Source organism: Streptomyces sp. NBC_00440, from assembly GCF_036014215.1.
In the GTDB taxonomy this organism is placed as follows: domain Bacteria; phylum Actinomycetota; class Actinomycetes; order Streptomycetales; family Streptomycetaceae; genus Streptomyces.
Map to the genome: position 1 here is coordinate 381,573 of NZ_CP107921.1, position 19,386 is coordinate 400,958.

Genomic DNA, 19,386 nt, shown 5'->3' on the forward strand with positions numbered 1-19,386 from the left:
CAGCGCGCCACTCCGTGCTGAGCGTGCGGGTTCCCTCCCGGACGAACGCCGCGGGAGAGCGATGCGCTCCCCTCGCTGCCCGGCCCGGCCGGGAGGGTCCGGTCAGCAGCAAAGCGATCCGGAAGAAATGTCCTAGGCCTCGACGGAGGAGCCCTGCGCCCCGGGCCACTGAGTGGCCGGGGTCATTCCGTTGGCCCCATGAGACACCGAAGAGCCCTGCGCCCCGGGCCATTGGGTTGCCACGGTCTTGCTGGTGCTCCCAGGAGACTCAGCCGCCGCCTGCCAGGCCAGGCCGAGCACCGACAACGAAAGCACTGCTGAAAGAGCAGTAGCGATCAGCTTCTTCTTACCGTTGTTCATAGGTTCCCCTCAGCACCTCAACCAGCTGGCAGAATCCGTCAGTTGGCAACTCTCCGCTGGTCAGGCGGTCGGTTGTGCGATGATCCGTCAGATTAACATGGCACGCACACGCGACTTGTGGCCTGTGCGTCCAGCACAGCGGCCGGATCGCCGGGTCACCCACCTTCTGCCCACTCCGCCGGCGCCGCGTCGAGCAGCTCGGCGAGGCGGGCGCGGTCCGGCAGGGGGCCGTGGTCGCCGGTCACCCGCAGTGCGGCGCCCGCCGTCAGATGCCCCAACCGCAGCGCCCGTACGGGTTCTTCGCCGCGCAGCAGCCCGGCGAGGAACCCGGCAGCGAACGCGTCGCCGGCGCCCACCGGTTCGATGACTTCGACCGGGGGCGCGGGCACCGTGTGAGCCCGGGGGCCGTCGAAGGCGGTGGCGGCCCGGGCACCGTCCTTGACGACGAGGACGGGCGGCTGTGGCAGCAACTCCCGTACGGCGAAGGCGTCGGCCAGTTCGTCTCCCCACAGCGCCTGCGCCTCGTCGAGGCCCACGAACGTGATGTCCGCCCTTCGGGCGAGCCCGAGCAGCACGGCGGGCGCCGCACCGTCCGCCCACAGAGCGGCCCGGTGGTTGACGTCGAAGCTCACGGGGCACGGGCGTTCAGCGATGTCGGGCCGGAGCAGCGCGAGGACCAGGTCCCGGCAGCCCGCCGAGAGCGCCGGGGTGATGCCGCTGAGGTGGATGAGGCCTGCGGAGCGCACGGCGTCGTCGTCCAGCAGGTCCGGGGTCAGGGCCGAGGCGGCGGAGCCGCGGCGGTAGTAGTGGACGCGGGTGCCCTCGGTGCCGGGGTCCTTGACGAGGAGTCCGGTCGGGCGGTGCGGGTCGGTGCGTACGCCGCTGATGTCGACACCGGCCGCGGCCACCTCGGCGCGGATCCGGTGTCCGAACGGGTCGTCACCGAGCGCGGAGACCCAACGGCTGGGCACCCCGTGGTCGGCGAGGTACATCGCCACGTTGGACTCGGCGCCCGCGATCCGGATCCCGAGCAGACCGGCGCCGTCCAGCGGGGCGGCGGGTTCGGGGATCAGCGCGGCCATGGTCTCACCGATACAGGTCACCGGCCCGGTCACCGGCCGCCGGCCGGTTCCGTGGGAGCTGTGCATCGACGTCACTCGGTTCTCCCGGGGTGGTAGGCACACGTGGGCAGGCCCCGGACGCCGGCCCGGGTGGCGAAGACCGCGCCGTCCAGCGGTCCGGGTGCGGCGAGACCGTGCCGCGCGCTGGTGACGTACAGGCTGTCCCCGTCGAGGCACAGCCCGGCGGGCTGCGTCGCCGGAATGCGGATCTGCCGGTCCAAGGTGCCGTCGGCGCGGTAGCGGTGGACGGTGCCGGTACCCCAGACCGCAGTCCACAGGGCGCCTTCGGCGTCCACCGTCATACCGTCGGGGCTGCCGCGGTCGAAGACGGCGAAAGTGTCCGGCGTACCCGGCAGTCCGGTGTCCGGATCGACCGGGTACCGGCGGATGATGCCCTTGGCGCTGTCGGCGAGGTACATCACGGTGCCGTCCGCGGAGAATGCCGGGCCGTTGGGCACGGTGAGGCCGTCCAGCACCCGGATCACCGTGCCGTCGTGGTCGACACGGTAGAGGGAGCCCGCGCCGTCCTCGGCGTCGCAGGCCATGCTGCCCGCCCAGAACCTGCCGTACGGATCGGCGGTCGCGTCGTTCATCCGCATGGCCGTGGCGGCCCCGTCCTCGGGGCGCGCGAGCCACTCGGTCCGCCCGTGCGCGGTGATCAGACAGATACCGGTTCCGGCGGCCGCGATCCAGGTTCCGGGGCGAGAGTGTACGGGGGCGACCGCGCCCAGGGGCACGGGCAGCCGGGCGAGTTGCGTCAGCGGAGCTGAGCGGTCCGTTGGTCCGGCCAGCAGCCGCCCGGTGAGGATGTCGACGAGGACGATGCCGCCGTCGACCGCGCGTATTCCTTCGCCGAGCCCGAGCCGGTCCTGCCAGCAGACGGCCGGGGTGCCGGCGGTCATCGGACGGTGTCCGCGGAGGCGGCGGCGCGTACGGCGTCGCGGAAGGCGCGCGCCCGCTCGCGGAGTGCTGCGGTGCTGCCGCCGTCGGCCGCGTCGCCGATCAGCGGCGAGCCGACACCCACCGCGGTGGCCCCGTGCGCGAGATAGCTCCCGGCCGCGTCGGCGTCCACCCCTCCGACCGGCACGAACGGCGCGTCCGGGAACGGGCCCCGCAGTGCCCTCAGATATCCGGGGCCACCGGCCTGCGCAGCGGGAAAGATCTTGAACGCGTCCGCACCGAGCCGCCGCGCGGCGACGATGTCGGTGGGGGTCATCACCCCTGCCAGGACGGGCAGCCCGAGGCGCCCGGCCTCGGTGACGGCCTCGCAGACGGCAGGGGTGACGACGAAGCCGGCTCCCGCGTCCCGCACCGCGTGTGCGTCCTCGGCGGTGAGCACGGTGCCCGCACCGAGCGGCGCACCGGGGCCCAGCGCGGCGCGGGCCCGGCGGATGACGTCGAGTGCGTCCTTGCCGCTGAGAGAGACCTCGATGAGCGGGAGGTGCTCCTCCGCCAGGGTCAGTACGGTTCTGAGCGCGGCGTCCGCGTCGGCGCCGCGCACGATGGCGACGATCCGGTGGGTGCGCAGCGCGGTCAGCAGATCCACGGGTGAGTTCCCCTCCTGTCGGTGTCTTCCGGCGCCGTGCCGGATTCGGATTCCGGCTCCGTCTGTGGCGCTGGTTGTGTCCACGGCTCCGGTGCCTGTGCAGCCAGGGTGAGACGCCAGCGGACCTCGCCGCTGCGCGGAACGCACGCGGCGTCCCCGTCCCGCGCGGCCGCCAGGTCGAACACCCGGCCGAGCATGGGCTCGACGCCCACGGACCGGTACGGCTCCCGCTCGGGGAAGCCGCCGAGGTTGCGCCACACCGCCACGGACACCGGCTGGCCTTCGGCCTCGACGGCCATGCGCAACGTGGCCGCGCCATCGCGGACGTACACCTGTGGGGTGTCGACGACGGCGCCGACCGCCGTCCCGTCATCCGGCCCGAGACGGTCGAGCCCTGCCGTCCGCCCCGGCTGCGACGGCCAGGAACAAGGGGTCCACCGGGCGCCGCTGTCGGGATAGAAGCGGGTCGGCGTGCCGTCCCTGATCCCGATGTGCGCCTCCTCCGAGAGATCGAACAGCGCGTGCGCGGCCCACAGGAAGCGGTAGCCGGGTTCGGCCGTGAGCCGGTAGTCGGCCACCGCGCGGTCCCCGTCGCTGCGAATCCGGCGGCTGAGCCGGAAGTCCGGGCAGTCGACGGACTCGGTGCCACCGGCCCGCTGCCAGGGCCGGGTCCAGGCAGCGCCGTGGTCAGGTGTGCCGCGTACGGTCGGTACGCATTCCTCCAGGCCACCGGCGTCGGCGAAGGCGTCGCCCGGGATGGCGCCGGGGCGGCGCGGCTCGTCACGGTGCCAGAGCCATTCGCGGCCGGCCGCCCGCAGCGACGTCCACCTCCCGCCGCAGGCCGGGTCGGTCTCGATTCTGATGGTGGGCATCGTGCTCACCACTCGGCGAAGGCGCCGTCGTCGTACCGCCACACCGGATTGCGCCAGGCGTGCCCGGACCGGTCGGCCGCGCGTACGGCGCTCTCCTCCACCGTGACACCGAGCCCCGGCAGGGCAGTGCGCCGCGCCCGTCCGCCGACGAAGCGGAAGGGTTCGGTGTCCACGACGTACGAGAGCAGGTCGGCGTCCTTGTTGTAGTGGATGCCCCGGCTCTGCTCCTGGATGAGGAAGTTCGGGGTGGCGAAGGCGATCTGGAGACTGGCGGCGAGTGCGATGGGGCCGAGGGGGCAGTGCGGGGCGAGTTGCGCGCCGTAGGTCTCGGCGAGCGAGGCGATGCGGTGGACCTCGGAGATGCCTCCGGCGTGCGAGGGGTCCGGCTGGGCGACCGCGATGCCGGCCGTGAGGGCGGGCAGGAAGTCGGCCCGCCCGTACAGCCGTTCGCCGGTGGCGATGGGTACGGAGGTGGCGCCGACGAGGGCGGGCAGCAGGTGCCCCTGTTCCGGAAGGAGCGGTTCCTCCACGAACAGCGGGTGCAGCGGCTCGATGGCGTGCAGGACCCGGCGGGCGCCGGCCGGTCCGAATCTGCCGTGCATGTCGATGGCCACATCACGGCCGGGGCCGAGGACCGCACGGGCGGCGCTCACCCGATCGACGACGGCGGCGGTCTCCGCGGGGGTGGCGAGGGGTGTGGTGCGGCCCGCCGCGTTCATCTTGACGGCGGTGAAGCCGGCCTCGACCTGGGCGGTGATCTCCTCGGTGAGCTGGGCGGGTTCGTCGCCGCCGACCCAGGCGTAGACCCGCACCTCGTCGCGGACCGGACCGCCGAGCAACGCGTGCACGGGCGCGCCGTAGGCCTTGCCCGCAATGTCCCAGAGGGCCTGGTCGATACCGGCGACGGCGCTGGAGAGAATCGGGCCGCCCCGGTAGAAGCCGCCCTTGCTGAGCACCTGCCAGTGGTCCTGGATGCGCAGCGGGTCCTTGCCGATCAGGTATTCGGCGAGGACATCGACGGCGGCGCGTACGACCTCGGCCCGGCCCTCGACGACGGGCTCCCCCCAGCCGACGATGCCCTCGTCGGTCTCGATCCGGCAGAACAGCCAGCGTGGCGGTACGAGGAAGGTCTCGATACGAGTGATCTTCACCGGTTCGCGGTCCCCTCGTCGGTGGCCGGCCGGGTGCCGTGGGCCCGGTCGAGGTCCCGTACGGCCTGGTCGAGCAGGTCCCGCATGGCGCTTTCGGCAGCAGCCGGGTCCTGGTCGCGTACGGCGTCGAGCACAGCCCGGTGGCTGGGTACGGGGTCCTCGCCGTGCGGCGAGCTGTGCACGATCTCGTCGCGGTGCGCGAGGCCCGACTCGATGACCATCTCCATGCGTTCGAGCAACTCGTTGTGGGTGGCCGCGAGGAGCGCGCGGTGGAAGGCGAGGTCCGCCTCGACCGCGTGGGCCGCGCCGCCCGCCTGCTCACCCATCGCGGCGAGGGCCGCTTCGAGTGCGTCCAGGTCGGCATCGGTGCGTCGGGCGGCGGCCAGCCGGACAGCGGCCGGCTCGATGATGCCGCGCACCTCGCCGAGGTTGTGCAGCAGTGCCAGGTCGGTGCCGGAGCCGGTGCCACCCGCGAACTGCCAGCGCAGCACGTCCGCGTCGAGGAGGTTCCAGTCCGCGCGGGCTCTGACGAAGGTGCCGCGCTTCTGACGCGCGTCGACCATCCCCTTCGCGGCGAGGACCTTCAGGGACTCCCGCAAGGCGGTCAGGCTGACGTCCAACTCGGCCTGCAGCGCCACGAGATCGAGGGTCGCTCCTTCGGGGATCTCGCCGCTCAGCACCCGGCGCGCGAGAGTCTCCACGGTCTGGCCGTGCACTCCGCGGCGCGCGTATGGCGTCATGTCTGTGTGCCTTCCTGGTGTGCGATTGACGATGAGTACGGAGACGGTCAGGTCCTGCGCTACGGCTACGGAGAGGGTCAGGCCGAGGCCTTGACGACGGACCAGCCGCCGTCCACCAGCAGGCTCGATCCCGTGATGTAGGACGCCTCGTCGGCGGCGAGAAACGCGATCGCCGCCGCGGCCTCCCCGGGGGTACCGAAACGCTTGGCGGCAGTCTCGGCGACGCTCTGCCTCCGGTCATCCTCCGGAACCCGGTCCCATGCCCCGGTGAGGATGGGGCCGGGCAGGACCGCGTTGACTCGCACCTCGGGTCCGTACTCCACGGCCAGTTGTCCGCACAGAGAGAGCAGGGCGCCCTTGGACGCCGCGTACGCGGGATGCCCGGGGATGCCCTTGTGGGCGTGGACCGAGGAGGTGAGCACCACGGCGCCGCGGCGTTCACGCAGGTCGGGAAGGACCGCACGGAAGCCGAGGAATGCTCCGGTGAGGTTCACCGCGAGCTGGCGCTCCCACGAGGTGACGGTCATCTCGTGCGCGGGGGTGACGTCGACCGTGAAGGCGTTGCTCACCAGGATGTCGACGGCGCCGAACGTGTGCGCCGCGGAGACGATCCGCCCCCAGTCGCCCTCGTCCGCGACGTCCGCCCGGACGAAGAGGGCCCGGCTGCCCGCCGCCCGGATGCCCCCGGCGACACACTCGCCCGCGTCCTCGGCGATGTCGGCGAGGATCACCGCGGCGCCTTCGGCGGCGAGCCGTTCGGCGGTGGCCGCGCCGATGCCCGACGCGGCTCCGGTGACCACTGCCACCTTGTCGGCGAAGCGGGTGTTTCCGTTCATGGGTCTGTCGGCTCCTCGGGTGGTGAAGCTGTCGGCGATTCCGCACGCGCGCCCACGGAACGAGGGCCCGGCCTCCTGACCCAGGCGGCCGGGCCCTCGTTCGGCTGATACAGAGTGACGGGGCGAGCGGGCCACCGTCAAGATTAATTACTAATTTATATGCTGGCTTGACCGGGCCGGTCCCCTGCCCCGCAGCTCTCGGCCGGGCGGGTCACGAGAGACCGATCCGGCTCATGGGTATCGGCTGGTAGCCCGGGAGTTGAGCGGCGATCAGGTCGTCGTTGCCCAGGGTCGGCTTCCCGTCCACGACCGTCACGACGCCGGGGTCGGCAGTGAGCGTCAGATTGCGGTCGACCGTTCCGTACGTGCGCGCGGACGGGGCGATGTCCAGCGCGGCGACACCGCAGAGCGCGTTGTACTCGACGACGTCGTACTTCGGGTAGGCCGGCTGGTCGTCGGCGATGTTCACGAGGTGCGGATAGCGCGAGCGCCACGGCTCCTTCCGGTAGGGAACGGCGGCCAGCAGGTCGTACATCCCCCACGCGCCGCCGGGTGCCACGTCCCCCGCCGCCCAGTTGAGTCCCCGCTCGTCGAGCGTCACCGAATGGACGGACGACAGGATGATGTTGTTGCTGATGACATTGTCCCGGCCCCCGCCGATCTGGAAGGCGGTGTCGACCTTGTAGAAGATGTTGCCGAACGCCGTCGTTCCGCAGAAGCAGTCGTCGAGGTAGATGCCCGAGGCGAAGAGGGATCCGCCGCTTCCCACGATGTCGTGCAGGAAGTTGTAGCGGATGACCGTGCCGCGTCCGGTCCACTCCCGTCCCGCGTAGATGGCGCCGGCGTCGTTGGTCTCCTTCACCACATCGTTGATCTCGTTGTACTCGATCACGTGGTCGTTGCCCCGGAAGACGATGGCGACGTGCGGCGCATCGTAGATGTGGTTGTTGGCGACGTGGTTCCCGACACCGGCGAGTTCGACCGCGGGGCTGTACGTCAGCTGGAGGCGGCTGTAGTCGTGGATCTCGTTGCCGACCGCCCGGTTGCGCGCCGGGGTGAGGGTGGCCCGGTCGCCGCCGGCGAGGGCGATGCCACCCTGGCCGGTGGCCTGGATGTGGCAGCCGCGGACCTCGTTCCCCGATCCGCCGTGCGGGCCGGCCGAGACGCTTGAGTCGCCGATCGCGACCGCGCGACCGCCCAGAAGCCGCAGGGTGCAGTCCGCGACCGTGTTGGACGTGCCGTCCGTGATGACGATGCCGTCGCCGCGCGACCCCTCGAACACAAGGTCCGAGAACGTGACGTGCGAGCAGCCATTGAGGACGGCCATCGGGTCGGCGAGCAGCGACAGTTGCACCGACGCGCCGGACAGGTCGCCCGGAGGGTACAGATACAGCTTCCCGGTGGCCCGGTCGAGGTACCACTCGCCCGGCGAGTCGAGCTCCTCCAGCACGTTGTAGTAGTAGTAACGCCGGCCCGCCCCGACGGTGTACATGCTGGCGGTCCTGGTGGAGATGGTCTGCGCCGCCGGGTCGATCGCCTTGATCTGAAGGTTGCCGTCGGCCCACTCGTAGAACCAGTAGCCCTGCATCCACACGTCGCTGGTGTCGGCCCAGGTCGACGGCCGGGGGTCGGTGTACGTGAACGTGGCCCCCTTGGCGAATTCGGCGGCCATCTTGTCGGGGTCGCCGAGGACACTGCGGGGGTTCCCGCCCGGGTCGATGACCTGACCGACGGCGAGGAACTCGGTGTTCGGGTAACGGGCGAGGGTCATCGCCTCGCTGTTGAAGAACAGTTCGGGCGGGGTGACCGCGCGCGGCAGGCCGTATCCGGTCTGGACGATCTGGCCGTAGTCGGTGATCCCGAGCGCCTTCAGGTCGAACTCGCGGACGGTGTCGCGCGACCCGGCCGGGAGGCGGTCCCGTATCGCCTGGTCGCCGACCGGCCCGAAACCGGTAGCCGGCAGGTCCACGCCACCCACGAGCCGGACCTGTTCGCCGTGGTAGGCGGCGTAGGTGACCGGGCGGCCCGGCGCACCGGAGTCCTGCGCTTCGAGGGTGAAGCTCCGCGTCCGCCGGTACGTGCCGCCCCGGAGGAAGACGGTCACCGGTTGAGCGGCACGGCCCGGCGCGGCCCGCCGCCAGGTCCGGATCACGTCGCGCGCCTTCTCCAGCGTCGCGAACGGCGCGGCCTTCGTGCCCCGGTTCGAGTCCTTCCCGTCCGTTGCCACGAAGAAGGTCTTCTGCTCCTCGGCCCGGTCCCGCCGGTCACCGGTACCGGCGTAGGCCGGCCCGGCGATGAGGGCTGCCGACGCACCGGCCCCGACGGCCCCGGCGGCCTTGAAGAGATCACGTCGCGAGAATCTGGACATGTAGTGCCCTTTCGTAGGTACCTACTGGAACCGGGCCCTCGGTCCGGGCGAACAGCGCCTCCGGGCCGAGCCTTCGTTGCGGGATGCTCCGACTATCGATAATCGCTGAGCGATAAGTAGTGGGTCGGCAGTGGCGAGTGTCAAGGGATCCTTCAAATCCCGCCGCAAGAAACCGAGTTCATGCGCCTCGCAGGTTGCGAACCGGTAACGCTGCCGTTGCCGACCCTTGACCACCGGCCGACAGGTCCCCGATGGTGAGGTCGCTATCGATAAGCGATAAGCGATTAGCGATCGATGGAGGGTTCGATGGTTTCGGGTTCTCGCCGGCATCTGGTCAAGCTGGGTGCCATCGCCGTATCCGCCGCACTGCTCACGGGCTGCTCGACCGGCACGGACTCCGCAGGCGGCGACAGGAACATCCGCATGCTGGTCAACATCACTCCGGTGCTGACCAAGCAGTTCTACAAGGACCTGGTGGCGGGGTACGTCGCCGGCCACCCCGGGGTGAAGGTCACGATCGAGGCGCCCACCGGCAGGGGCATCGAGGACACGCTGAAGCAGCAACTGGCCGCGGGCAGCCCGCCCGACGTCCTCGCCGGCGGGCAGAACACGGCTCTCGCCGCGCAGATGGCGCCGCTGCCCGACGCACAGTGGGTGAAGGACGCACCGTTCGCGGAGGCGTCCAAGCTCGACGGCAAGGTGTGGATGGCCGGTACCGGCGTCCAGCTCCAGTCGCTGGTCTTCTACAACAAGGCCGCCTTCGCCAAGGCCGGTGTCACCGGGACGCCCAAGACCTTCGACGAGTTCACCGCCGCGCTGCGCAAGCTGAAGGGCGCCGGATACACGCCGATGCAGACCGGCGGTGAGTGGACCACCGGCGCGCAGGCCCTGATGATGGCCAACCCGAACGTGATGAACACCGAGCCGCAGTGGTACGCAAAGCGGAACAAGGGCTCCGTGACCTTCGCCGGCAGCAACTACGCCAAGTACCTGGACGTCTACCAGTCCTGGATCAAGGACGGCCTGGTTCCCAAGGACGCCAACGGCATCAAGTACCAGGACATGATCAACAACTTCACGGCCGGCAAGTCGGCGACGATGGTGATGGGCAACTGGCTGACGGCCTCGCTCGCCGGAGCGAAGCCGGGCTTCGACACGGGCGTGTTCCCGGTCCCCACGTTCGACGGCTCCACGCCGCCGCAGGCCGCCAACCCGGCCATGCCGTACTCGGTGCTCAAGAGCTCCAGGCACGCGGACGCGGCGATAGACCTGGTGAAGTACCTGGTCAGCGACAAGAAGGCGATCACGAAGGCGCTGAGCGCGGAGGGCAACTTCCGTACCGGATACAGCTACAAGACCACCCCGCTGACCAACGACATCGCGAAGCTCCTCGACAAGGCCGGCGGCAAGACCGTCGCGATCGGCCCGGGACTGGGCGACAACTCATCCCCTGCGGGCTTCCCCGATGAGTTCAACACCCAGGTCCAGAGCATGTATCTGGGAACCACAGCCGATCAGGTGGCGCGGACCATGGACAAGTGGTGGGCCGCGAATGCGCCCAAGTAACGTGACGCTCACCGCTCCTGGACCACCGGACAACCCGCCGGTCCAAGAGCGCCCCCGTCGCACTCACCACACTCCCCCGCGCCCGCTGCGCGTACGCGCCGCCCGCAGCCTGCCCAGCATCCTCATGGTCGGCCCCGCACTGGCTGCGGTCGTGGCCTTCATCCTCATCCCCGTCGTGGTCGCCGGACGGCTCAGCCTCACCGACTGGGACGGCTTCTCCGACAGTTACAAGTCCCTCGGCCTGGACAACTACGTTCAGCTGTTCCACGATCCGGGCGTGGCGAACGCTGCGTACGTCACGCTCGTGATCGCGGTGGTCGGCACCCTGGCCTGCAATGTCCTCGGCCTGGGCCTCGCGGTCATGCTCAACGGCAAGGGGCGCGCCAAAGCGGTACTGCGGGGCCTGTTCTTCTACCCGCATGTGCTCGGCGCGGTCATCATCGGCTTCCTGTGGTCGGCCATACTCAGCAGCGAAGGAGCGGTCAACACCCTCCTCACAGCGGCACACCGCTCGAAGATCCCGTTCCTGTCCGATCCGCAGTGGGCGCTCGCAGCGGTCGTCTTCGTGGTGGTCTGGTCGACGTTCGGCGTGAACGTGGTTCTCTACCTCGCCGGGCTGCAGACGATCCCGGAGTCGCTCCTGGAAGCGGCGCGTATCGACGGCGCCTCACGCTGGCAGACGTTCCGCCAGGTCGTGCTGCCGATGCTGGCACCCAGCGTGACGATCAACGTGGTCCTCGTACTCGTCCAACTGCTGCGGGTCTACGACCTGGTGCTGGCGATGACCGACGGGGGTCCGGCCGGCCACACGCAGACGTACGCGTACCTGGTGCTTTCGGAGTCGTTCCTGAACGGGAAGATCGGCTACGCCTCGGCCCAGAGCATCGTCCTCATGATCGTCATCACGGTGCTCGCCGTCGTGATCGTGGCGCTGCGCCAGCGCAGCGAGAAGGCGGTGGAACAGTGAACCGCACTGCAGGCAGCCGCGTCGGCTCGGTCATGCTGGGCCTCTTCGCCCTGGTCATGCTGGCGCCGCTGTACCTCGTGATCGTCAACGCGTTCAAACCGGAGTCGGCGATCCGTCAACGGCCGTTCTCCGCCGCCCCGGGGTTGCTGTCCACGGACTATCTCCGAGCGGCGCTGTCGTCACCGGACTACAACATCGTCAAGTCGTTCGGTGTGACGGTGATGTTCGTGGTCCTGGTCAACGTGCTGTCCCTGGCGCTGGCCGGTCCGGCCGCCTACGTCATCGCGCGGGGTACCCGCCGGTGGCACAAGGGGATGCTGCTGGTGTTCCTGGCCGGGCTGTTCATCCCCGGGCAGGTCCTGGTCATCCCGGTGATCTACGTACTGCGCTTCACGGGCCTGATGGGCACGATCCCCGGATTCGTCCTGTACGAGGCGACGCTGACCCTGCCGCTGTCGATGTTCCTGTTCGTGGGCTACATCAAGTCCATCCCCCGGGAGCTCGACGAGGCGGCGCAGATCGACGGCGCGGGCCGGCTGCGCACCTTCTGGCAAGTGATCTTCCCGCTGATGCGGCCGGTCGTGGTCACCGCGATCGTCCTGCACACCATCGGGGTCTGGACGGACTTCGTGAACCCGCAGATCGTACTGGGCCCGACATCGGGCCTGTATACCGTCATGACCGGGGTGTACTCCGCGATCGGCCTCCACACCACCGACCTGTCCGTGGTCTATCCGACGCTGCTGCTGGCGATCGCACCGGTGCTGGTCTTCTTCGTGATCATGCAGCGCAAGATCGTCGGTGGCCTCACCGCCGGCGCGACGAAGGGGTGACCGTGGGCAAGCACATGGTGAGCGTGACGGCGTCCGTGCCGGCCGGTGAACCGCCCGCCTGGGCCGTACTGCAAAGGCAGTTGTTCTCGGTACTGGACGAGGCATGGCGGGTTTTCGAGGACCGGTACTGTCACTCCGACGGCGGGCTGCGCTTCGACGGGGTCCTGGAAGGCCGTGACGGAGCGGACGACTTCTACGAACCGTTCTTCAACTGGCCGATGCTGTACCTGCTCGGCGGGGCGGACGACCTGCTCGACGCCAGCAAGAAACACTGGAACGGCATCACCCGGCAGCTTTCCGAAGCCGGGTTCCTGGTCGACGAGTACGAGCGCGGGTACGACTGGTTCCACCAGGGCGAGTCGCTGCTGATGTTCTACGGGATCTGCGCGGCCGACCCGTCCGACGACGCGTTCCGCCGGCGGGCGCTGCGCTTCGCCGACCTCTACCTGCCCACCTCGCCCGTCGGGAACGTCGACGGCTCGCAGCGGATCATCCGGGCTCCGCACACCGGGGCCGGCGGGCCGCGCCGTGGCGTGGATGACGCATGGGCGCAGGGGTTCGGCGCGGAGCTGACCAACATGAAGCCGTACGGCCTGCCCCTGGAGGACCTTCCCGGGATCGACACCTGGGACGATCTGGCCGACCCCGGTAACGCGCGGCGTATGGGCGAGGCGATGAACCGGCGGCTCGGCGACGGCGATGTCGCGGTGAATCTCGCGTCCACCTCGCTGATCGCCAACGCGTGGCTGTACACGGGCGAGGACCGGTACCGCGACTGGCTCGTCGACTACGTGCAGGCCTGGCGGGACCGGGCCGCCGCCGCGGGCGGCGTCATCCCCGACAACGTGGGGCCCTCCGGCGAGGTCGGTGAGCTGCACGACGGCCGCTGGTACGGCGGCCCGTACGGCTGGACCTGGCCGCACGGTCTGCACAGCGTCGGCGCGGTCGCGGTCGTCGCTGCCATGAACGCCGCTCTGGTCACCGGCGACAACGCGTGGTTCGACCTGGCCCGCGCCCCGCTGGACCGGGTGCTGGAAGAGGCGACGCGCGGGCCGGTCCGTGACGGTGACTCCAGCATGGCCATGACCTGGCTCCAGCGTCTCGGGCCCGATGCCGGCAGCGACCTGCAACTGGTGCCCTACCGGTACGGCCTGCACGGCTGGTTCGACCACCAGCCGCTGCAGATCGCCTTCCCGGCCTGGATCTGGTGGTGCTCCGGCGATCCGCAGGACCGGCAGCGGCTGGACCGCGTGGAGCGGGACTGCGGCTACGACTGGACGACCGTGCACGCCTTTCGCGACAAGGAGGAGGCCGGACACGAGGCGCCGTGGCTCGCCTACCTCGACGGTCGCAACCCCGACTACCCGGCCCGGGCCCTCGGCATGGCGCTGGGGCAGGTCGCCCGCAGGATGGCACTCGTCCGCGAGGATACGACCACCGCCCGCACCGATGACATCCACTGGTGGCAGCGGCTCAATCCCGTGGTGACCGAGATTCTGGTGCAGCTGACCACGGGCGCTCCCGCCACCCCCTACAACGGGGGGCTCCAGCAGGCCCGGGTGCGCTACTGGGACGCCGACCGGGGCCGTCCCGGCCTGCCGGCCGACGTCGCCGCCCTCGTCGAGGGGCTCGACGAGACCCGGGTCTGCGTCCAGTTGGTCAACCTGAGCCATACGCGCGAGCGGCGTGTGGTCGTGCAGGCCGGCGCGTTCGCCGAGGACGGCATCGACCATGTCGTGGTGGACCAACTCGACAGCGGCTATCCCGGCCCGAACCGCGCCTACCGGGCGGACGAGTTCACGACCAGTACCCGGCGCACGGACGTGCGCGACAGCCACCTGCTGGTGACCCTGCCGCCGGGGACCCGGCTCGGTCTGACCATGCAGGTGAGGCGCCGTCAGTTCACCCCGAGCCACCCGACGTTCGACCGATACCAGGAGAAGTAGAATGATGAGCGATGAGCAGGCCCAGCCGGTGTTCTCCCTTCCGGTGCGCGGCGACACATACCGGCGTGCCGATGCGGAGCTGGTGGACCAGATGGGCCAGGTGAGCAGCGCCACCGCCTGCGCGAAGCTCCACGGCCTGGGCATCAGGCGCACGTGGATGGAGGGGCCGCAGCCCCTCGCGACCGGGCAGAAGATCGCCGGGTCGGCGTTGACGCTCCAGTTCATGCCGCAGCGCGAGGACATAGCGAGCGGCCTGGCCCAGGAGGCCGTCGAACGCCAGACCGCCCTGTGGGCGGTGCTGGAGGCGGTGCAGCCCGGCGACGTCCTCGTCATCCAGGCGTACGGGTCGGCGTTCAGCGGCTGCGTCGGCGACATGCTCGTCCGCTACTTCAAGCGCAAGGGCGGCGCCGGGATCGTCGTCGACGGCCGGATCCGGGACGCGCCGCGGGTACGCGAGCTCGGCGTGCCGATCTGGTGCACCGGCACCACCCCGCACTACGCCTCCCAGTCGGAGCTGTTCCCCTGGGCGTACGACGTGCCGGTTGCCGCCGGCGGAGTGCTGTGTCTGCCCGGGGACATCGTGGTCGCCGATGACGACGGCGCCGTCGTCGTCCCGCAGGCGACCGCGCCGGAGGTGGTCGCCACCGCCCAGGACCACCAGGAGTGGGAGGTGTTCAGCCGGATGCGTCTGGACCAGGGCGCCCGGCTCGGCCACTACTACCCGCTGACGTCGGAGTCGCGCGCGGAGTACGAGCAGTGGCGCGACCAGAAGCGGTCGTCCCAGCGATGAACCATGTCTCGGGCCCGGGTGTGCTGGGCCGCACCGGACTCACGGTCGGCAGGCTCGGCCTCGGCTGCGCGCCCCTGGGCAACCTGTACGAACCGGTTCCGGAGCAGGACGCCGCCGGCACGGTGCGTGCCGCGCTGGCGGGCGGGACGCGCCTGTTCGACACCGCCCCGCGGTACGGCAACGGCGTGTCCGAACAGCGCCTCGGCCAGGCACTGGCCGGGGTGCCCAGGTCCGAGGTCGTCGTCGCGACCAAAGTCGGATACCTGCTCACCGACGACGGCGCCGAGCCGGACTTCTCCTATGACGGCACCATGCGGTGCCTGGAGGAGAGCCTGACCCGGCTCGGCCTGGACCGGGTGGACATCGCGCATGTGCACGACCCCGACCACCATGAGCAGGAGGCCCTCGCGGGGGCCTTCCGCGCCCTGGTCGAACTGCGGGAGCAGGGCGTGGTGTCGGCGGTGGGCGCGGGCATGAACCAGAGCGCCATGCTGGAACGGATCGTCGCGCGGGCCGACGTGGACTGCGTGCTGCTGGCCGGTCGGTACACTCTCCTCGACCAAGAAGCTCTGACGGGCCTGCTCCCTGCGTGCGAGGCCCGCGGTGTCGGGGTCGTGCTGGGCGGGGTGTACAACTCCGGCCTGCTGGCCGATCCGCGGCCCGGTGCGAGGTACGACTACCGGACAGCCGAGCCGCACCAGGTTGCCGCCGCGCTGGCCATCGCGGAGATCTGTGCCCGTCACGGGGTGCCGATGAAGGCGGCGGCCCTGCGGTTCGCGTGGGGGCATCCTGCCGTGTCCGCTCTGGTCGTCGGAGCCAGGACGGCCGATGAAGTGCGGGAGAACCTCGCCATGGCGCAGACCACCGTTCCCGCCGGCCTGTGGGCGGAGCTGCGCGCGGCGGGGCTGCTCCCGCAGGAGGTGCCCACGCCGTGACCGTCATCGACGCACACGTCCACCTGTGGGACCCCGGCCTGCACGACCACGCGTGGCTGCGGTCCGCGGGCGACCTGCATCGCCCCTTCCTTCTCGACGACCTCACCGCGGCCGCCGGATCGGTGACGGCTGTTGTCGTGCAGGCCGGGCGGACGGTGGACGAGGCCCGCTGGCTGCTGGGCCTGGCGGCGCGGTCCGCGCGGCTCGCGGGCGTCGTCGTCCACGCGGATCTCGCCGATCCGGCCGCTGTGGACACGATCGACGCACTCCGTGCGGAGGACGGGAGTTCGGCACTGGTCGGAGTCCGCGACCCGGTCGGGGCGGGCGAGGGCGCCCGCCTCGGACTGCCCCAGGTGCGGCGCTCGCTCGCGGCCCTCGGTGAGCGGGGCCTGACGATGGACCTGCTGCTGGGGCACGGGACCCTGCACGAGGCACAGGCAGCGGCCAGGGACCTGCCGCAGGTGCGGTTCGTCGTCGACCACGCCGCCATCTCGGCCGTCGACGTGCGGCGCGAGGGCCTCGGCGAATGGGCCGCGCAGCTGACGCCACTGGGCCGGCTGCCCAACGTGGTGTGCAAGTTGTCCGGACTCGGCAGGGCCACCGCCGAACCGGGCGGAGTGCGCCCGGACGCCGTGGCCCGGGTACTGCTCGACGTGTTCGGGCCGCGCCGGCTGATGTTCGGGTCCGACTGGCCGGTCAGCACCCAGTGGTCGCCGTACGAGGACGTGGCCGGGGCCACGGCCCGGGTGCTGGACGGGTTGAAACCCGACGAAGCCGCCGCGGTCCTGGGCGGAACGGCCGTCAGGGCCTACGGACTTGAGCCGGCGGACACGTCCGCCGGCGACAGGATGACAATGATCCGGCAGAGGGAGCACTGATGACTGGTCTGAACGATCTGCTCGAACAGAACAAGGGCATGACGTCCGGCGGGCTGCTGTCCGACCGCGTGTACCGGCTGCTGCGCTCGGCCATCCTGAGCGGCGAGATGGCGCCGGATCAGCGGATCGTCGAATCCGACATCGCCAAACGCCTGGGCATCAGCCAGGCTCCGGTGCGCGAGGCCGTCAAGCGGCTGGTGCACGAGAGCCTGGTCACTCATGTGCCGCGGCTGGGCAGCCGGGTCGCCAGTATCTCGATCGAGCAGGCTGAGCAGGCACGAGAACTGCGCGGTCTGCTGGAGGAGTTCGCCGCCCGGGCCGCCGCCGAGCGCCGCGCCGAGGGCTACGTCGACCAGCTGAACTCGGTGATCGACGACATGCGACGGGCAGCCCTGCACGACGACCCGAGCAGCTTCCGCGACAGCGACATGGCTTTCCACCGCCTCGTCTGCCAGGCCAGCGGAAACCACCTGCTGCCGCGGTTGTGGGAGGTGATGGAGCCCAGTCTCTGGACCCTGCGCGTGGTGTCCAACCCGTTCTACACCGGCAGCCGCGACAAGCTCGTCGACGAACACGCCCGCCTGCTCGACATCCTCGTCAACGGCCGGGAGGACGAGGCCGCGGAGGCCTTCCGCCGCCACGCGACCGGCACGGCCGGGCCTTCGCAGCACGACGAATAGGACCATCCGGCTGCGTGCGGCAGGCGGGCGCGACCCGTACCGCGACCGTGTTCACCCAGGTCCGCGGTGGACGGTACGGGGAGCTGTCGGCGTACGTAGAACCGGTGTGCCCCGGGTCGTCATCGCCGAAGCCCCGGTGGTGGGGAGCAGGGGGCCTGCTGCGATCAGTGGGCGCCTGGCCTGGCGGCGATGCGTTCCAGAATGGCGTCGAGTTCGGCGCGGGACCACCAGGACCCGTCCCTCATCACTCCCGCGATCTCACGGAGAGCGGTGTGGTCCTCCAGCGGGTCCTCGTCCAGCAGCACCAAGTCGGCAGGCATACCGGTCACCACACGACCGAACCGGCCTTCCTCGCCCAGGAATCGGGCCGGCTCCGTGGTCGTCGTCCGAAGAATGGTCAGTGGGTCGAGTCCGGCCTCGGCGAGGTGGTCGAACTCGTCGTGGAGAGCGAAGCCCGGGATGACTCCCGCGGCCCCACACGCGTCGGTTCCCGCGACCATCGGGACTCCGGCGTCGGCGAAGGTCTTGGTCATCCTCAGCTGCGCCGACCAGTGGTTGTGCAGGGCGTTGCGGGTGAGGTCGGGGAGTTTGGCGAACTTCTTCGCCGACTTGTCCCAGGTACGCAGTTCCTCGGGGGCCATGTAGCGGCGCCTCGGGTCCTGGGTATGTTCGGGTGAGTCGGCGAACTGCTGGGTGTGGACCCGGATCAGGGTCGACTTGAGCGGTGGGGCGCCGGTCGGCTGCGGAAGCGTGCCCTGACTCCGGGACTTCAGCAGCCCCGGCCTTCGGGCTTCGCTCTTCGGGTTGCCGTCACGCGTCGAACAGCCGGTGCGCGTTGCGGGTGGTGAGGTCCCGCCAGGTGTCGGTGTCGGACGGCTGCGCCGCCGCGTCGACGGACGCGACTTGGGCGAGCGCCCCTCCCACGGGTGTCCAGCAGTAGTCACTGCCGTACAGAAGCTGCTCGGTGCCGAACGCGGCTTCCAGGGCCGGGATCTGGCGTGGGAAGGGCGTCCCGGCCATGTCGTACCAGAGGCGGCCGAACTGCTCCAGGGCACTGGGCGCGTCCTTGGGGCCGCCCCCCACCACCGCGCTGAACATATCCATCCGGTCGGCGAGCAGCGGCAGCGCTCCCCCGCCATGGGTCAACACCCAGCGAATCCGCGGATAGCGAGTGAGGACGCCGCGCAGGAGCAGATCGCTCGCGGTGCGGGCGGTGTCGAAGAGGAACTCCAGCATCGGCCGCGGCCGGCCCAGGGAAAGCTCCTCGGCGTGCGGCGGTGACGTGGGGTGGACGAAGACGAGGGCGCCGCGGCGATCGAGGTCCTCCCACAGCGGTTCGAACCGGGGGTCGCCCAGGTAGATCCCGTGGTGGTTGGTCTCCACGGCCACCCCGTCCGCGCCGAGCACGCCAAGGGCGTGGGCCGCTTCGGCGAGCGAGCCCTCGACGTCGGGCAGGGGCAGGGAGGCGAAGTGGCCGAACCGCTGAGGACACTCGCTGCGGACGCCTGCGCCGAACTCGTTGACCTGGCGCGCGAGGGCGCGGGCCGCGTCGTCGTCCCCGAAGTGCACCCCCGGAGAGGAGATCGACAGGTAGGACTTCTCGATTCCCGAGCGATCCATCAGGCCGAGATGCTGTTCGACGCTCCACGAGGGCCAGCCGGGCATCCCGTCGGGGTGCTCGATGCCGGCGGACCGGGCCGCGGCTACGTAGCTGTCGGTGACGAAGTGGGCGTGGACGTCGATGAGGCCGGTCTGGGTCATGTGGGCTCCCTGGCTTGCGGGTCGAGACCTGAACGA

The 19,386-nt window shown here is 70.6% G+C and carries 18 protein-coding genes; 8 read left to right on the forward strand and 10 right to left on the reverse strand.

Annotated elements, in window-relative coordinates:
• Positions 1-515 precede the first annotated feature (515 nt).
• The 8 genes from OHB13_RS01695 to OHB13_RS01730 all read right to left on the reverse strand — a co-directional run bounded on the left by OHB13_RS01695 (position 516) and on the right by OHB13_RS01730 (position 8,994).
• Positions 516-1,508, reverse strand: a complete 993-nt coding sequence (locus tag OHB13_RS01695; protein ID WP_328380194.1) for a sugar kinase — start codon at positions 1,506-1,508, stop codon at positions 516-518.
• 5 nt (positions 1,509-1,513) lie between these two features.
• The gene (locus tag OHB13_RS01700; protein ID WP_328375034.1) at positions 1,514-2,383 is read right to left on the reverse strand and encodes an SMP-30/gluconolactonase/LRE family protein; all 870 of its coding nucleotides are present in this window, start codon (positions 2,381-2,383) and stop codon (positions 1,514-1,516) included.
• A complete protein-coding gene (locus OHB13_RS01705) occupies positions 2,380-3,027 on the reverse strand; it encodes a bifunctional 4-hydroxy-2-oxoglutarate aldolase/2-dehydro-3-deoxy-phosphogluconate aldolase (RefSeq protein ID WP_328375036.1) in 648 nt (215 codons plus the stop codon). Before OHB13_RS01705 ends, OHB13_RS01700 begins: the two co-directional genes overlap by 4 nt.
• Complete coding sequence (locus OHB13_RS01710) at positions 3,015-3,899, reverse strand: hypothetical protein (protein WP_328375038.1); 885 nt, start codon at positions 3,897-3,899, stop codon at positions 3,015-3,017. Before OHB13_RS01710 ends, OHB13_RS01705 begins: the two co-directional genes overlap by 13 nt.
• A gap of 5 nt (positions 3,900-3,904) precedes the next feature.
• Entirely contained in the window at positions 3,905-5,050 is a 1,146-nt protein-coding gene (gene dgoD, locus OHB13_RS01715) for a galactonate dehydratase (RefSeq protein WP_266859997.1), read from the reverse strand.
• Entirely contained in the window at positions 5,047-5,790 is a 744-nt protein-coding gene (locus tag OHB13_RS01720) for a FadR/GntR family transcriptional regulator (protein WP_328375041.1), read from the reverse strand. The genes dgoD and OHB13_RS01720 overlap by 4 nt, the downstream gene beginning before the upstream one ends.
• A 77-nt stretch (positions 5,791-5,867) precedes the next feature.
• Positions 5,868-6,626: an SDR family NAD(P)-dependent oxidoreductase gene (locus OHB13_RS01725; protein WP_328375043.1), complete on the reverse strand. Its 759-nt coding sequence runs from the start codon at positions 6,624-6,626 to the stop codon at positions 5,868-5,870.
• A gap of 211 nt (positions 6,627-6,837) precedes the next feature.
• Positions 6,838-8,994 carry a right-handed parallel beta-helix repeat-containing protein gene (locus tag OHB13_RS01730; protein WP_328375044.1) on the reverse strand — a complete coding sequence of 719 codons (2,157 nt, stop codon included), beginning with the start codon at positions 8,992-8,994 and terminating at the stop codon, positions 6,838-6,840.
• A gap of 306 nt (positions 8,995-9,300) precedes the next feature.
• Here OHB13_RS01730 and OHB13_RS01735 point away from each other — a divergent pair, with 306 nt between their 5' ends.
• The 8 genes from OHB13_RS01735 to OHB13_RS01770 are packed head-to-tail and all read left to right on the forward strand — an operon-like array spanning position 9,301 to position 17,589.
• Positions 9,301-10,560, forward strand: coding sequence for an ABC transporter substrate-binding protein (locus OHB13_RS01735; protein ID WP_328375046.1), 1,260 nt, complete (start codon positions 9,301-9,303; stop codon positions 10,558-10,560).
• Positions 10,547-11,527 (forward strand): carbohydrate ABC transporter permease, encoded by a 981-nt coding sequence (locus OHB13_RS01740; protein ID WP_328375047.1) that lies wholly within the window; start codon positions 10,547-10,549, stop codon positions 11,525-11,527. The genes OHB13_RS01735 and OHB13_RS01740 overlap by 14 nt, the downstream gene beginning before the upstream one ends.
• Positions 11,524-12,360, forward strand: a complete 837-nt coding sequence (locus OHB13_RS01745) for a carbohydrate ABC transporter permease (protein WP_266859988.1) — start codon at positions 11,524-11,526, stop codon at positions 12,358-12,360. The genes OHB13_RS01740 and OHB13_RS01745 overlap by 4 nt, the downstream gene beginning before the upstream one ends.
• Before the next feature lie 2 nt (positions 12,361-12,362).
• Positions 12,363-14,306, forward strand: coding sequence for a hypothetical protein (locus OHB13_RS01750; protein ID WP_328375050.1), 1,944 nt, complete (start codon positions 12,363-12,365; stop codon positions 14,304-14,306).
• A 1-nt stretch (position 14,307) separates the two neighbouring features.
• Positions 14,308-15,096 (forward strand): ribonuclease activity regulator RraA, encoded by a 789-nt coding sequence (locus OHB13_RS01755; RefSeq protein ID WP_328375052.1) that lies wholly within the window; start codon positions 14,308-14,310, stop codon positions 15,094-15,096.
• On the forward strand, positions 15,093-16,031 hold the full coding sequence (locus OHB13_RS01760) for an aldo/keto reductase (RefSeq protein WP_266859982.1): 939 nt from the start codon (positions 15,093-15,095) through the stop codon (positions 16,029-16,031). The genes OHB13_RS01755 and OHB13_RS01760 overlap by 4 nt, the downstream gene beginning before the upstream one ends.
• Positions 16,028-16,909: an amidohydrolase family protein gene (locus OHB13_RS01765; RefSeq protein WP_328375055.1), complete on the forward strand. Its 882-nt coding sequence runs from the start codon at positions 16,028-16,030 to the stop codon at positions 16,907-16,909. The genes OHB13_RS01760 and OHB13_RS01765 overlap by 4 nt, the downstream gene beginning before the upstream one ends.
• Positions 16,909-17,589 carry a GntR family transcriptional regulator gene (locus OHB13_RS01770; RefSeq protein ID WP_266859979.1) on the forward strand — a complete coding sequence of 227 codons (681 nt, stop codon included), beginning with the start codon at positions 16,909-16,911 and terminating at the stop codon, positions 17,587-17,589. Before OHB13_RS01765 ends, OHB13_RS01770 begins: the two co-directional genes overlap by 1 nt.
• A gap of 164 nt (positions 17,590-17,753) precedes the next feature.
• Here the strand turns inward: OHB13_RS01770 and OHB13_RS01775 are convergent, their stop codons facing one another.
• Both OHB13_RS01775 and OHB13_RS01780 read right to left on the reverse strand, forming a co-directional pair.
• On the reverse strand, positions 17,754-18,230 hold the full coding sequence (locus tag OHB13_RS01775) for an amidohydrolase family protein (RefSeq protein WP_328375056.1): 477 nt from the start codon (positions 18,228-18,230) through the stop codon (positions 17,754-17,756).
• A gap of 169 nt (positions 18,231-18,399) precedes the next feature.
• Entirely contained in the window at positions 18,400-19,350 is a 951-nt protein-coding gene (locus tag OHB13_RS01780; RefSeq protein ID WP_266859975.1) for an amidohydrolase family protein, read from the reverse strand.
• Positions 19,351-19,386: the final 36 nt, after the last annotated feature.

What these genes read in the sequence shown, in the direction of transcription:
- OHB13_RS01720 (WP_328375041.1), bottom strand. Translation starts at nt 5,790, where the DNA reads ATGACGCCATACGCGCGCCGCGGAGTGCACGGCCAGACCGTGGAGACT.
- OHB13_RS01740 (WP_328375047.1), top strand. Translation starts at nt 10,547, where the DNA reads ATGCGCCCAAGTAACGTGACGCTCACCGCTCCTGGACCACCGGACAAC.
- OHB13_RS01755 (WP_328375052.1), top strand. Translation starts at nt 14,308, where the DNA reads ATGATGAGCGATGAGCAGGCCCAGCCGGTGTTCTCCCTTCCGGTGCGC.
- OHB13_RS01710 (WP_328375038.1), bottom strand. Translation starts at nt 3,899, where the DNA reads ATGCCCACCATCAGAATCGAGACCGACCCGGCCTGCGGCGGGAGGTGG.
- OHB13_RS01695 (WP_328380194.1), bottom strand. Translation starts at nt 1,508, where the DNA reads ATGCACAGCTCCCACGGAACCGGCCGGCGGCCGGTGACCGGGCCGGTG.
- OHB13_RS01760 (WP_266859982.1), top strand. Translation starts at nt 15,093, where the DNA reads ATGAACCATGTCTCGGGCCCGGGTGTGCTGGGCCGCACCGGACTCACG.
- OHB13_RS01700 (WP_328375034.1), bottom strand. Translation starts at nt 2,383, where the DNA reads ATGACCGCCGGCACCCCGGCCGTCTGCTGGCAGGACCGGCTCGGGCTC.
- OHB13_RS01735 (WP_328375046.1), top strand. Translation starts at nt 9,301, where the DNA reads ATGGTTTCGGGTTCTCGCCGGCATCTGGTCAAGCTGGGTGCCATCGCC.
- OHB13_RS01780 (WP_266859975.1), bottom strand. Translation starts at nt 19,350, where the DNA reads ATGACCCAGACCGGCCTCATCGACGTCCACGCCCACTTCGTCACCGAC.
- OHB13_RS01775 (WP_328375056.1), bottom strand. Translation starts at nt 18,230, where the DNA reads ATGGCCCCCGAGGAACTGCGTACCTGGGACAAGTCGGCGAAGAAGTTC.
- OHB13_RS01770 (WP_266859979.1), top strand. Translation starts at nt 16,909, where the DNA reads ATGACTGGTCTGAACGATCTGCTCGAACAGAACAAGGGCATGACGTCC.
- OHB13_RS01730 (WP_328375044.1), bottom strand. Translation starts at nt 8,994, where the DNA reads ATGTCCAGATTCTCGCGACGTGATCTCTTCAAGGCCGCCGGGGCCGTC.
- OHB13_RS01725 (WP_328375043.1), bottom strand. Translation starts at nt 6,626, where the DNA reads ATGAACGGAAACACCCGCTTCGCCGACAAGGTGGCAGTGGTCACCGGA.